Genomic DNA, 13,894 nt, shown 5'->3' on the forward strand with positions numbered 1-13,894 from the left:
CTGTCGCGATGATAGTTCGAGCGATGAACCAACTTTGACAAGGAAAACACCTACTTCTGCGTCGTCCGTGAGGCACGACGCACGACGGCCCGCACCTTCAGGCGACGGCCAGGCGCGTCCGTCGTGACCCGGCCAGCGTCTCGGACGACGATCTCGGTGGGCAGGTCGAGGTTGAATGGCCCGGGATACGGATCGCCCCCGTCGGAGCGCCTCGATGCGCTGTACCAGCACCTCTACGGCCTGCCGACCCATCGACACATCTCGTCAAGCGGCTGGCAGGGCGAACCGGGATCAAAGCGTTCGGACGCTACAGATCATGGACCGTCGCCGCCATGGTTAGCCCGTATCCCAAACGGGACCTGCGCAATGCGCACCGCCTCTCTAAGCTGAACGCTCCAACCATCAGAGGAGATGAGGCGATGAAGAGGAAGACGAAGACGAAGACGATGTCTATCGTGGCGCAGACCGCCACTGCCGCGATGGGGCTCGCCGCCCTGACATCGGCCCATGCGGTGGAGAACGGTTCGCCGGTGGTGCCGCCTGGCGTGTACGACTTCGGCGCCGGCATGCTTCCACCTCCGACGGAGCTGGGTGCGGTCGGCCTGCGCGTTGCTGGCGCCCGCGCGAAGCAGGCACGCGATGGCAGCGGCAACCGTTCCCCGGCCGTTCCGGACCTGGAGGTCACCTCCTACTCCCTTGCCCTCATCAAGATGACGAACGTGACGCTCTGGGGTGCCAAGTACGGGTGGGGCGCCGTGGTGCCGTACCTCGACATGTCGCTGGACCTGACGGTGCCCACGCCGGGCGGGCCGCTCGTTTTGTCTGGTCGCAATCGCAGCGTCGGTGATGTCTCGCTCATGCCGGTCTTGCTGCAATGGGTGCCGTCGCCGGGCTTGTTCACGAACTTCCAGCTCGCCGTGCAGGCGCCCACTGGCTCCTACGACAAGAACCGCCTCATCAACGCAGGCACCAACTACTGGAGCGTGATTCCGAGCTTCGGCATCACGTCGATCAGCCCGGGCGGCTTCGAGGTCTCGTCGAACTTTCAGGTGACGTTGAATGGCCGAAACAGGGACACCGACTACCGCTCGGGCAGCGAGTACCAGCAGGATTTCGCGGTGGGCCAGCACATCGGCCCGTGGACGATCGGCCTCGGGGGCTACTACCACCACCAGTTGAACGACGACTCCGCACCGGGGTTGCTCGACGGCAACCGCAAGCGGTTGGCGGCACTGGGCCCTGCCGTCAACTTCTTTGAGGCCGGCTCGGGCCTGCCGGCCGTCTGGGCACATGTCTACAAGGAGTTCGCGGCGCGCAACACGGCCCAGGGGACGCACTTCGCGGTCCGCGCTGCCTGGTCGTTTTGATTGCTCCCGGCCGCATGACCGCTGGAGACGGAAGTCCGGCGGTCTGCCCGGTTCTCAACGTGGCCGACGCTCGCGCGTGGCAAGACAGGAGAGTTGTTCATGGGAAGAAGATTCGTTCATTGGGCCCGCTGGAGTTGTGCCCTGTTGTCGTCGGTGGCGTTCGCCGCGCAGGCGGCCGAACCTGCGGATCTGGTGCTGCGGCACGGCAAGGTCTATCGGGTGTCTGCGACCGGCCCAGCCTGGGCCAGCGCGGTGGCCATTCGGGGCGGCAAATTCGTCGCGGTCGGGCAAGACCGCGACATCACGCCTTACATCGGGCCGGCCACGCAGGTCGTCGATCTGCAGGGGCGCATGGCCATGCCGGGCTTCTTGGATGCACACATTCACCCGGTCGACGCCGCGTATGAACAGATGTTCCATTGCGGGCTGCCCCCGACGGCCGGCCTGCCGCAGTTGCTCGCGACCGTGAAGGACTGCGCCGCCCGCGCTGCGCCCGGCGACTGGATCGTCGCCGCGGCGTATGCCAGTGCGATCTCTCCCGAGTTGGAGAAGCGAGAAAACCTCCGGCGGCTCGACGAGGCCAGTGGGGGACACCCGGTGGTGATCCGCGACGACAGCTACCACAACCGCTGGGTCAACAGCGAAGTGCTGCGCCTGGCCGGCATCCAGGCCGGATCCACGCCGCCGCCTGGGGGCACCTACGTGTTTGAAGGGGGTGAGCCCACCGGCCTCCTCAAGGAATTCCCCGCCTTCGACAGGGTTCAACAATTGATCCCGCCGCGCAAGCCGGAGCGGCTTCTCCAAGCTGCGCAGAGCGTGATGAAGACGCTGAACGCGCTGGGCATCACGTCCGTCCAGCCGGCGATGGTCAATCGGACCGAGCTGGACGTGTGGCACCGGGCCGATCAGCTGCCCGGTGGCCTCTCGCTCCGCGTGGTGGCCACACTCGCAGGAGCCAAGGGCTCCACCGATGAAGAGCCGGGAGGGCTGGCTTTGTACGAGGCGGGTCAGACGATGCGCAGCGAGCTTATGCGCCCGGACTTCGTCAAGTTCTTCGTCGATGGCGTGCCCATGGCTCACACATCGGCCATGCTCGATCCCTATGTGCCGGACAAGGAGCATGGCCACGACTTCAGAGGGAAGGCCCACTACACAGTGGCTGAACTGACCGATCAGATTGCCGTGCTGGACAAGCGCGGCATCGGCGTGAAGCTGCACGCCGCGGGAGATGCTGCCGTTCGTCTGGCACTCGACGCGATTGAAGAGGTGCGCAAGCGAAACGGCCCGAACGGGCCGCGCCACCAGATCGCCCACGTCAACTGGGTTGCTGCGGCTGACATGCCGCGCTTCAAGAAGCTCGATGTCACGGCGGAGATGTCACCGGCGGTGTGGTTCCCGACACCGGTCACGCCCGTGCTCGAGCGAGTCCTCGGCCGTGCGCGGACCGCCGCCACCAATCCGATGAAAAGCCTGCTGAACGCTGCTGCGCCCCTCGCGATCGGATCGGACTGGCCTGCCGCGGGCCCGAACCCCGATCCGTGGATCGGCATCGAAGGCGCAGTGACGCGCCGCGATCCGTCCGGCATGGTGCCCGGGGTCTTGGGCCCCAGCGAGCGCATCCCGCTGGCGACGGTGCTGCGCATCCATACCCGTGACAACGCGCAGGCCATGGGACTCGGCGCGGTCACGGGCAGCATCGAGGTCGGGAAAGCGGCTGATCTGATCGTCCTGAGCCAGAACCCGTTCCGCGTGCCGGTTGGCCAGGTGCATCGGACCAAGGTGCTTCGAACTTATCTGCAGGGCCGGCTCGTTTACGATGGGCTCATGGAAAAGAGACAGCAGCCCTGAGCCCGGGCAGGCCACCAGACGGTCAGGCCTGCGTCGCCGAAAGCGCGCCCAGTACATGGGTGGCCGCGGAGCTCAGGGCGAGGCGTACCAGGTCGACCTGGCGCGACGTGCAGGTCTTGATCAGCACCTGCTTGAGCTGGTTGCGTGCCGTTCCGGTCGAAATGCCACGCCGGGCGGCGTACTCGTCGAGGGTCTTGCCCTGCACCAGCGCGGCGACGAGCGATGCCTCCGCTGGCGTGACCCTCAACAGGTTGCACCAGGCCTGGACGGGCACGTCGACCATTGACCTGGCACTGGTGATGGCGATCAGCACGGCCGGCAATTCGTCGCCGGATTCCCCGTGCGAGCGCATCGCCAGGTGAAGCACGACGCTCTCGTTCTCGACAGCCAGGTACCGGGTGGTTCCCCTCTCGGCACGCGCGGTGGCCGCGATCTCGTCACGCAAGCGTGCCGCTTGAGGCTGACGACTCGCGCGCAGCACCCCGTCGCTCATCGTCAGCCCGAGCTGGTCGTCGATGAGCCCGTGGGCGCTGTGGTTCATCCATTGCACGCGGCCCGCAGCGTCGCAGAGAAGCACGCCACAGCGCAGCGTGTCCACGCATTTGCGCATTCGTTGCGTGTCGGCCTGCGCAGACTGAAGCTCGCGGCCGAGTTCCCAAGCCTGTCCGAAGTGCGGTGCGAGCCCTTCCAGCTGGGTCGCATCGGTGCGACCGAAGTCGCGCGGGTGTTCCACTGCGCGGTGAAGCGCGATGCCGAATGCCCAGTTTTTGGATTGCATCCGCAGCATCCCCATGAACGCGCCGAGCCCGTTCTGCGCAAGCTGGGCGCGCATGGACTCGAGCGCCGGTTCGCCACGCTCGAAGATGTCTTCGTCGCCGACCGCGCGATCCGCGGCACCGAGCATGCGGCCGCGGTCGATGCGCGGGCTGCAGACCTGGTCCAACCGGGCCTCGAGCGAGGTGCGCCGCGAAGTCCAGCTGTCGCTCATCTGCCAGACGACGCGAACGTCGTCACGATCGAACCGGAACGCCTGCACGACAACGGAGCGGGCTTGGAGGTCTTCGCACAGGTGGTCGAGCACCCGAACCCATCCCTGCGGATCTCTCGCACAACGATAGAGGTCCAGAAGCATTTCGTAAGGGCAGGGTGTGGGTCTGTCACGCTCGCTGACTGCCGGTGGTCCCAGGCTCAGTACCGCAAGCGTCCGCCGAATGTGACGACTCCGATGTCCAGGAAATCCAGGCCCACGTGATCGTTCTTGGAAAACGTGGCCTTGAGGCCTCCCAGGTCGAACGGACCGCGCTGCTCCAGCGCGTTGCGCAGCCCAGCTGCTGTCACGGGCCGTGGTGTCACGCGCACCGCCTCGACCAGAAGCTTTGCGGCCAGGAAGCCTTCCAACGACAAGGTCCCCAGGCGCGCCCCTTTGGGTGCGTACTGTTTCATCTCGGTCTGGTAGTCCCACACGGCGGGCATCGTGCCGCTGAAAGGGTTCGGCACAACCTGGGTGACCGTCACGCCGCGCGCAGCCGCTTCCCCTGCGTGATCGAACAGCCTTCCTGATTCGTTGTAGGAGGCGCCATAGACCGGAATTGGTTTTCCTCGGGAGCGCAGTGCCTTGAGCAGACTTGCAGCTTCCTCCACAGGCAACATGGTCACGATCGCCTCCGCATTTGCCATCGAGATTCGCTCGAACGGTTTGTCGAGTTGCCCGCTACCAGCTGCGACCGCTACGCGCTCAACCACCTCGATGGCCGGAGACTGGGCTGCCGTCTGTTCGAAGTAGCGCACCTCACCCATGGTGGCGCTGTCGTCCCAGTGGATCAAAGCCACCTTGCGAAGCCCGACGATCCGAAGCTGCTGCGCGAGCTTTGCGTACTCTTTGTCCTCGCCTTGCGTGAGGTGAAAGACATGCGACCTCAAGGGAGCGCGTAGCTGCGCAGCAGCAGGAGAGGTCCCCAAGAGCGGTATGCCGATCCGGCCAAAGATGTTTGCATCATTCGCTGCAGCAACCGTCTCTGGTCCGATGAGATACATGAACACCAGAGGATTCAACGTGGCAGCGGCCGACTCGATCTTCTTGAGGGCTTCTTGAGGGTTGGCAGAGTCATCCAGCGAGACGAGTCGAAATGTGTCGCCATTCACGCCGCCACGCGCATTGACCTGGTCGAGGTGAACCTGCATCCCGATGCGAATCTCGTTGGTGTAGTGCGCCAACTCTCCCTTCAGTGGAGCGACCTGGACCACTGTGAGCTCGGCGGCCGAGGCGCTCCTGGACGGCCCGAGACACAGCGCCGCGCATGTAGTCAGGATCAACCGGCGGTGCCGAGGCCTGCCGCAGGGATTGAAGAGGTTCAGAAAGTAGCCCATGCATCGTCTTCCTTGGATGGGTGCATAGCACCCAAAAGGAATGCTGGTGCAGGTCAGACGCTTCGGTTAGCCCGTATCGGCACGTCGAACCGGTGCCAGCCCAACGGCTCGGCCAGAAGCAGTTGCCCGCCTGCCGTGTCTGGGGCGTGGCCGGGTCAGGAGTCCGTGGAGGCACAGTTGCGGGGCATGGGCAGTCTGTTGCACCGCCTGCCGATTTGGGATCACGCTGCGCCCGACGCGCCCATACAGTTGAGGCGCAAGAGAGCAACGTTGCCAACCTCAGCCCCATCTGACGAGAGCCCCATGACGAACAGCGCCGACCTTGGCAGGCATCAACTTCGCAGGAATTCGCTGGGGCTCATCTCGGTGACCTTCATGGTGATCTCGGCCGCAGCGCCGCTGACCGGCGTGGCGGGCGCGGTGCCAATTGCCTTCCTGCTCGGCAACGGCACCGGCGTGCCCGCGACCTTCATGTTCATGACGCTCGTGATGCTGGCCTTTTCCGTGGGCTACGTGGCCATGTCGCGCCACGTGCGCAATGCCGGCGCCTTCTATGCCTATGCCGCGCGCGGTCTGGGGGGGCTCTGGGGCGGCGCTTCGGCCTTCATCGCGCTCGCGGCCTACAACGCCTTGCAGTTCGGCCTCATCGGCTTGCTCGGCGGTGTCGCTTCGGGCGTGTTCTCGGGGCTTGGCCTGGCACTGCCGTGGTGGGCCTGGAGCTTCATGGCCGTCTTGCTCGTGGGCGTGCTGGGCTACCGGCAGGTGGACCTCTCGGCCAAGGTGCTCGTGGTCCTTGTGGTGCTGGAGTACCTCATCGTGTTCGTGGTCGACTTCGCGATCCTCGGCGCAGGTGGGGCCAGCGGCCTGTCGGTGAACCTGTTCGATCCGTCGGCTCTTTTCTCCGGGTCGCTCACGGCCGCCGTACTGTTCTGCCTGGGCTCTTTCATGGGCTTCGAGGCCACGACCATCTATGCCGAGGAAGCGCGCGACCCTGACAAGACCATCCCGCGGGCCACCTTCCTGTCGGTGTTGCTGATCGGTGGGTTCTTCGTCTTCACCACCTGGCTGATGATCGCGGGCGTGGGCGCCAATGAGCTGATCCCGTCGCTGAAGTCGCTTAGCGACCCGACCAGTTTCTTCTTCGAACTGGCCGGCCGCTACGTGGGCGGGCCGGTGCCCACCGTCGCCGGCGTGCTGCTGGTCTCCAGCCTCTTCGCGGCCGTGTCGGCCTTCCACAACTACATCGCCCGTTACAGCTATGTGGCCGGACGTGAAGGCCTGCTGCCTGCCGCATGCGGCCGCACTCACGGTGTCTTCGAGAGTCCGCACGTCGGATCAGTGATCCAGACCGTGGGCGCGTTGGGCGTGGTCGCGCTTTTCGCCGCGCTCGGCCTGGACCCGGTGCTCAACTTGTTCACCTGGATCTCGCAGATCGGTGTGCTGGGTGTCCTCGGCATGATGGCCATCACCTCCATGTCGGTGGTCGTCTTCTTCCGCCGGGAGGGCGGTGGGTCGATGATAAAGACGCTCGTGCTTCCAAGCGTCTCCGGCCTGATCATGGCTGCGCTGTTCGTCTACGTCTTCCTGCACTTCGGCGACCTGACGGGCACCCAGGGCGGCGTGCTGGGTGTGCTTCTGCCTTCCTTGATTCCGGCGGCCGGCATCGTCGGATGGGCGGTGGCGGCGCGTCTGAGGGCGGGGCGCCCTAGTGCCTTTGCGAGCATGGGTGCGAGCCGCGTCTGACACTACGACTCGCCACGGCGTGCCGGCTCCCGAATGCAGGTGGGAGCCTTCCTGAGCGACTGAGGTGGATCACTTCCTCGGTAGCGCGACCGGCGATTTGCATTCGACTTCGTTTATTCCCGATTGAACGGGAATGCAGCCATGCGAGACTGGTGAACATGCCTTGTGCTGGTGCGACATTGTCCGCGTCAGGATGGAAACACCAGACCACGTGAGAGGCGCATCCGATAAACAATGGAGCGCGGTGGGTCGCCATGGATGCGATCGTCGTCGTTCGCCTTGACCGATTTGTCGCGGCGGTCGCCTCGCCGGAGCATCTCGAGCACGTCATGGCGACGCTCGCGGAGCAGATCACGCGGCCCTGAAGTCGCTCCTGATCTCCTAACATACGGGATTCACAACGAACGGTTGACGATGTGTCCAGCCTGACCCGCATGCTCTCGGTGCTCGATCTGTTCTCGCGCGATCACACGACGTTGACCGCCGAACAGATTGCCGACTCACTGTCGCTGACCCGAACCACCTGCTACCGATACACCAGGGAGCTGACCCAGGCGGGTCTCCTGGTGAGCCACGGCGGGCTGTTCATGCTGGGTCCCCGCATCATCGAGCTCGACTACCGCATGCTTGGCTCGGACCCGCTCATCAACGCGGGCGGGCCGGTGGTCAGCGCGATGGCCGACGCCTTGGGCGCGACCGGTCTGCTGACGGCGAGCTACGACGACCACGTCGTCAACGTCTTCGCGCACACCGGTTCGCCGCGCCCGCTGCCGCTGTCGTTCGGACGCGGCACGACCATGCCGATGTTCCGGTCGTCCACCTCCAAGGTCCTGCTGGCCATGATGAGCCGGGGCCGGCTGCGGCGCCTCTGGGAGCGGCATGAACACGACCCCGATTGCCTGGCGATCGGCGCCGACTGGAAGGTCTTCTGGCGAATGCTGCAGGAGATCCGCCAACTGGGTTACGCAGCGTCCTATGGCGAACTCAACACCGAACTGGCCGGCATCTCGGCGCCGGTCACCTTCAGCAGCGGCGAGGTGGCGGGTTGCATGTCGCTGATCTTCCTGCGTGAGGACTTCGATCGCTTCGATGTCCAGTTGCTGGGCGCGCGCCTGGGTGTCGCCGCGGTTGACGTTTCGCGACAACTGATCCCTTTTGAAGAGCAGCCTCTGCCGGCCTCCCGCAAGCGTGCGGTCAAGGCATCACGCCCTGCGAATCGCCCTCGGGCGAAGAAGGCACCGGCCACGCCCGCGAAAGCGTCGAGCCGATCGGGTCGGGGCGGGCGTGCGGCGCCGCGCCCGGTCCGGGCGGTCAGGTCGAAGGCGGCGAGGGCGGGCTGAGTTGTGCCGCGCGGCCGGCGCCCACGCATGCCGCTACTGGACTGAAATCTTGTGGTCGCTGATCAGCTTGCCGATGCGCGTGGCGTCGGCCCCGATCACGCGTTCCAGCTCCTCGGGACTGGTGGCGTAGGGCTTGAGGCCGCGGCGCACCGTTGCCGCACGGACTTCTGGATCCACCAGCACGCGCTTGAGCGCGTCATTCATCTTGGCGATGATGCCGGGCGGTGTGCCGGTGCGGGCGAGCATGACGTAGGACGTCGAGATCAGCAGGTCGTCGCCGGCCACCTCCTTGATGGTCGGCACGTTGGGCTCGGATTCGGTGCGCGCCGGGGCGCCTACCGCCAGCAGCTTGAACTTGCCCGCGGCCACGTGTTGCTTGAGCGCTTCGACACCGCCTGAGGACACCGCGACATCGCCTGCCAGCATGGCCGGGATGACTTCAGCGAAGGCCTTGTACGGAACGTGCAGCATGGACGTGCCGGTGCCATCCTGCAGCAGCACCATGTTCAGGTGCATGATGCTGCCGACGCCGCCGCTGCCGAACGCCACCTTGCCGGGATTGGCCTTCAGGTAGGCCACGAACGATCGGTAGTCGCTGACCGGCAGCGCCGACGAGACCACCAGGTACAGGCTCACGTCGGCGATGTTGCTGACCGGCGTGAGGTCCTTGCGCGGGTCGTAGCTCAGCTTGTAGAGCAGCGGGTTCACCGACACCGTCAGCCGGTCCACCAGCAGGAAGGTGTAGCCATCGGCCGGCGCGCGCACGACCATTTCGCTGCCGATGCTGCCGTTCACGCCGGGCTTGTTGTCCACCACATAACTCGCAGGCAGTTCCTTGGCCAATTTCTCGGTGACCAGGCGCGCCATGATGTCCGGGCCGGTGCCGGGGGGATAGGGCACGACGAGGCGGATCGGCCGTGCCGCCCAGTCGCCGGGCTGGGCCGATGCCGTGCCGCAAGTGCAGCAGGTTGCGAGGCAGACCCACAGCAGTTGGGCCAATCGAAGGTGCAGTGCGGACATGGGGGAACTCGCTTTCATCGGGTGGGGCGGACGTGTCTTCTTCCACGAAGCGGAAACGCAACTCTGATGCCAATCGCTCGCCCCGCGCATGGAACAGCCGGGGCCACGACATGCCGATCTCGGCTAATTGTCAGTACACGAATCCCGTTTAATGGGAATAACATGATTCCCGCGATGTACGATTTGATCCATGCGAACTAACCCCATCTCCGAGGACCGACCATCCGGCGCTGTGGTCGCCCTTCAGGCCGCCTCGTCGGCTGGCGTCAGCGTCTGTTTCGCCAACCCCGGCACGACGGAGATGCCTCTGGTCGGCGCACTCGACCAGGTGCCCGGCGTGCATGCCGTGCTCGGCTTGTTCGAGGGTGTCTGCACCGGCGCGGCAGACGGGTACGGTCGCATGACCGGTCGCCCGGCGGCGACTCTGCTGCACCTCGGGCCGGGCCTCGCCAACGGGCTGGCCAACCTTCACAACGCGCGGCGCGCGCGCACGCCGATCCTGAACATCGTCGGTGACCACGCCAGCTGGCACCTCAAGTACGACGCCCCGCTGACCTCGGACATCGAGTCACTTGCGCGCCCCATGTCGGGCTGGTACCGCTCGGTGGCGGGTGCCGAGCGCCTCTGGCAGGACACGGTCGACGGTGTCATGGCTTCGATGGCGGCGCCGGGTTGCGTGGCGACGCTGGTGCTGCCGGTGGATTTCCAGCAGCTGCCCGCGCCGCAGCAGATCAAGCGCACTGCGGTTGCCTTGCCGGCACCCACGTTCGACCCCGCGCGGGTCGCCGTGGTGCTGCAGGCGCTGCGCGACCGGGCCAAGGTGGTGTTCCTGCTGGGCGACCGGGCGCTGAGCCAGCGCGGCCACGTCGCAGCGGGGCGCATCGCCGCGGCCACCGGCGCGCGGCTGTACAGCGAGACCTTTCCTGCCCGGACCGAGCGCGGCGGCGGCCTGCCGGACATCGACCGGCTGCCCTACTTCCCCGAGGCCGCCCTGGCGGTGCTGAAGGATGCGGTGGTTGTGCTGGCTGGCGCGATCGCGCCGGTGGCGTACTTCGGCTACGAAGGGCTGCCGAGCGAACTGGCGCCACCGGAGTCGCTCGTCACGCTGGCAGTGCCGGGCGAGGCTGCCGACGAAGCGCTGGAGCGACTGGCCGAACTGCTCGATGCCCCGGCGCTGCCGGCGGCGCTTGCGCGTCAGCCTTACAGCGTGCCGGACGGTCCACTCATCCCGCAGGCCATCGGGCGCCTGCTGTCCAATGCGCTGCCGCACGACGCCATCGTGTCGGTCGAGGGCGGCACTTGCGGCTACCCCTTCGTCACCGCGTCGGCGCAGGCCGAGCACCACACCATCCTGACCAATACCGGTGGCGCCATCGGGCAGGGCCTGCCCGTCGCGCTCGGCGCCGCGGTGGCCTGCCCGGACCGGCGCGTGTTTGCGCTGCAGTCCGACGGCAGCGCGCAGTACACGATCCAGTCGCTGTGGACGATGGCGCGAGAGCGCCTGCCGGTGGTCATGCTGATCACCTCCAACCGCCGCTACGGGATCCTGCAGACGGAACTCGGGCGCAGCGGAATCCAGCCCGGCCCGCAGGCGCAGCGCCTGACCCTGCTCGACGACCCGCCGTTCGACTGGGTCGCGCTGGCGCAGGGTTATGGCGTGCCGGCCGTGACCGCAAGCACCAGCGAACAGCTGCGCATGGCGCTGGATCAAGCGATCGCGCACACGCACGGCCCCTTTCTGATCGAGATGCGCCTGGCCTGAGGCCAATTCAACGACGAGGACATATGGACCTTCAACTCAAGGGCAAAGTCGCCTTCATCACCGGCGGCAGCATGGGCATCGGCAAGGCCGCTGCGCTGGAACTGGCGCGTGAAGGCGTGCACGTGGCGATCGCTGCGCGCCGACTGCCGATCCTGGATGAGGCTGCAGCCGAGCTGCGCGCGGCGCTGGCCGAGGTGCCCGGCGCCGGCCGGGTGCTGCCGGTGACGGTGGACACCACGGACATGCAGTCCGTCAGCGCCGCGATGGCCAAGACGGCAGAGGCCTTCGGCCGCATCGACATCCTGGTCAACGGTGCCGCCCACCCGGGCGGCCTGGTGCGCAGCGAACTCGACGAGGCCGATCCGCAGGGCCTGCTGCAGGACATCGACATCAAGGTGGTGGGCTACTTCCGCTGCGCCAAGGCCGTGGCGCCGCACATGCGCAAGCACCGCTACGGCCGCATCATCAACATCGGCGGCCTCACCGGGCGCGGCAGCAAGCAGCTCTCGGGCATGCGCAACGTGGCCATCGTGCACATGACCAAGACGCTGTCGGACCAGCTCGGCCCCGACGGCATCACCGTCAACACCATCCACCCGGGCGTGGTGGAGACGCCGCACATTCACGAGCTGTACGAGAAGGAAGCGAAGAAGCAGGGGCTGAGCGCGGCCGAGGTCGAGGCCAACTACGTGAAGGTCACGCCGATCCGGCGCGTGCTCCAGCCTGAAGAGATGGGCTGGATCATCGCCTTCCTCGCATCGCCTCGATCCGGCTCGATCACCGGCGAGTCGCTGGGCTGCGACGGCGGCCTGACGCGCGGCATCTTCCTCTGAACAAATTGGGAAAGAGCATGGACTTCACCATCATGGTGGCCACCGCCGGCCAAGGCATCCTGCGCAGCAACGACGACGGCAGCACGTGGCACCGACTGGGCCTGAAGGAAGCGATCGAGTTCGACGGCGTGGTGCGTGCGCTCGCCGTTGACCCGTCGCGGCCCGAACGGGTGTACGCCGGCGCCGACTGCGGCCTGTGCATCAGCGACGACGGCGGCGCGCACTGGCGCCGCGCCGCGGGCGACATCGTCGGTCTCACGGTGTGGTCGATCGCGATCGACCCGAACGACCCACGCGTGCTGTATGCCGGCACCGGGGCACCGTCGCGCTCGGCGTTGTTCAAGTCGACCGACGCCGGCGAGAGCTGGGCGCGGCTTCCGCCGGAGATGCCCGAGTTCTGCCAGGGCGTGAACCGCCCGCGCATGCTGACGATCTGCGTCAACCCCGACGACAGCCAGGACGTCTGGTTCGGCGTGGAGGAGGGTGGCTGCTGGCGCAGCCGCGACGGCGGCCAGAATTTCGTGCGACTGGACGACCCGCACCAATCCATTCGCAGCTCCGATATCCACGCCATCAGCATCCTGCCGGCCACGGCGAGCGCGCCATGCACCTTCATCGTGCTGACGGTCAATGCCGTGCACGTGAGCCAGGACGGCGCGCAGACCTGGGACTGGCGGCTCTCGAAGCAGCGTTTCGACGGTCTCTACTACACCCGCACCGTGATGCCGCTGCCGCAATCGCCGGATGCGCTGCTGATGGCCATCGGCGATGGCACGCCCGGCTTCAAAACGCGCCTGATGCGCTCCACCGACCGTGGCTACCACTGGACCGAGACGCAGCTGGAGACCGTGCCCAACTCCACCTTCTGGGCCCTGGGCAGCCACGCCGCCGATCCGGCCCTGGTCTACGCCGGCACCAAGTACGGCGACCTGTTCCGCTCGCGCGATGGAGGCCTCAGCTGGCGGAAGGAATGGCGCGAGTTTCCCGAGATCACGGCCGTGACCTGGACGCCGATGAAGGCACCGCTGGTGTCGCACGCGCAGTCCATCCAATGACATCGGAGACCCCATGACACCCCAGACCCCGATCCCGCCGCTGGCGCCCGGACAGAAGCTGCCCACGCCGCGTGTGCTGCGCACCCACGTTGCGCTGTACGTGCACGACCCCGAGGTCTCGGGCCGCTGGTATGGCGAGGTGCTGGGCATGGAGGTGGTCGCCAGCGAGCCGCGCTGGACCTTCATGTCCTTCGGACAAAAGCACCACGACGTCGCGCTCATCAAGGCGCAGACGCCGGCCGAGCTGGGCACGATCGGCCTGCAGCACTACGGCTTCGAGATCGACGGCGACCTCGACGAGCTGCGCCGCCTGTACGGCATGTTGCTGCGCCGCGGCGTGCCGATCGTGAAGATCACCGACCACAAGGCCGGCATCGGCGTGTACTTCACCGACCCCGACGGCAACCGGCTCGAGTTCTTCTGCGAAACCGAGAAGGACGACGCGAAGGCCAAGAAGCTGATGACCCAGTACAACGCCGCCAGCGACCCCTTCCACCTCGAGCCGCTGTTCGACTGACGTTCGACGGCCATTCGACTGACCCCGAGTCCATCCCGGAAC

Annotated in this window: 11 protein-coding genes; 8 read left to right on the plus strand and 3 right to left on the minus strand. The window is 66.5% G+C overall.

Going from position 1 to position 13,894, the window contains the following annotated elements; all coding sequences use genetic code 11:
• Positions 1–419 precede the first annotated feature (419 nt).
• On the plus strand, positions 420–1,367 hold the full coding sequence (locus tag AC1DYS_RS11050) for a SphA family protein (protein WP_477898908.1): 948 nt from the start codon (positions 420–422) through the stop codon (positions 1,365–1,367).
• 99 nt (positions 1,368–1,466) lie between these two features.
• Positions 1,467–3,215, plus strand: a complete 1,749-nt coding sequence (locus AC1DYS_RS11055; RefSeq protein ID WP_477898910.1) for an amidohydrolase — start codon at positions 1,467–1,469, stop codon at positions 3,213–3,215.
• Positions 3,216–3,237: 22 nt separating this feature from the next.
• Here the strand turns inward: AC1DYS_RS11055 and AC1DYS_RS11060 are convergent, their stop codons facing one another.
• Both AC1DYS_RS11060 and AC1DYS_RS11065 read right to left on the minus strand, forming a co-directional pair.
• Positions 3,238–4,347, minus strand: coding sequence for a helix-turn-helix transcriptional regulator (locus AC1DYS_RS11060; RefSeq protein WP_477898912.1), 1,110 nt, complete (start codon positions 4,345–4,347; stop codon positions 3,238–3,240).
• A gap of 56 nt (positions 4,348–4,403) precedes the next feature.
• Entirely contained in the window at positions 4,404–5,582 is a 1,179-nt protein-coding gene (locus tag AC1DYS_RS11065; RefSeq protein WP_477898914.1) for an ABC transporter substrate-binding protein, read from the minus strand.
• Between the two features lie 303 nt (positions 5,583–5,885).
• Here AC1DYS_RS11065 and AC1DYS_RS11070 point away from each other — a divergent pair, with 303 nt between their 5' ends.
• Together AC1DYS_RS11070 and AC1DYS_RS11075 are read left to right on the plus strand one after the other, a co-directional pair.
• Positions 5,886–7,325: an APC family permease gene (locus AC1DYS_RS11070; RefSeq protein WP_477898916.1), complete on the plus strand. Its 1,440-nt coding sequence runs from the start codon at positions 5,886–5,888 to the stop codon at positions 7,323–7,325.
• Between the two features lie 416 nt (positions 7,326–7,741).
• Positions 7,742–8,665: an IclR family transcriptional regulator gene (locus AC1DYS_RS11075; protein WP_477898918.1), complete on the plus strand. Its 924-nt coding sequence runs from the start codon at positions 7,742–7,744 to the stop codon at positions 8,663–8,665.
• Positions 8,666–8,698: 33 nt separating this feature from the next.
• Here AC1DYS_RS11075 and AC1DYS_RS11080 read toward each other — a convergent pair whose 3' ends face one another.
• Positions 8,699–9,685, minus strand: a complete 987-nt coding sequence (locus AC1DYS_RS11080) for a Bug family tripartite tricarboxylate transporter substrate binding protein (protein WP_477898920.1) — start codon at positions 9,683–9,685, stop codon at positions 8,699–8,701.
• 190 nt (positions 9,686–9,875) lie between these two features.
• On the opposite strand from AC1DYS_RS11080, the gene AC1DYS_RS11085 reads away from it, so the two are divergent.
• Genes AC1DYS_RS11085 through AC1DYS_RS11100 form a run of 4 tightly spaced genes read left to right on the plus strand, consistent with a single transcriptional unit; the run spans position 9,876 to position 13,852 of the window.
• Positions 9,876–11,447, plus strand: a complete 1,572-nt coding sequence (locus AC1DYS_RS11085) for an acetolactate synthase large subunit (protein WP_477898922.1) — start codon at positions 9,876–9,878, stop codon at positions 11,445–11,447.
• A 23-nt stretch (positions 11,448–11,470) separates the two neighbouring features.
• Complete coding sequence (locus tag AC1DYS_RS11090; protein ID WP_477898924.1) at positions 11,471–12,280, plus strand: SDR family NAD(P)-dependent oxidoreductase; 810 nt, start codon at positions 11,471–11,473, stop codon at positions 12,278–12,280.
• 17 nt (positions 12,281–12,297) lie between these two features.
• Positions 12,298–13,335 (plus strand): WD40/YVTN/BNR-like repeat-containing protein, encoded by a 1,038-nt coding sequence (locus AC1DYS_RS11095; protein ID WP_477898926.1) that lies wholly within the window; start codon positions 12,298–12,300, stop codon positions 13,333–13,335.
• A 13-nt stretch (positions 13,336–13,348) separates the two neighbouring features.
• Positions 13,349–13,852 (plus strand): VOC family protein, encoded by a 504-nt coding sequence (locus tag AC1DYS_RS11100; protein ID WP_477898928.1) that lies wholly within the window; start codon positions 13,349–13,351, stop codon positions 13,850–13,852.
• Positions 13,853–13,894 lie beyond the last annotated feature (42 nt).

The sequence above is a fragment of the Rhizobacter sp. P2_G4 genome (genome assembly GCF_056403575.1).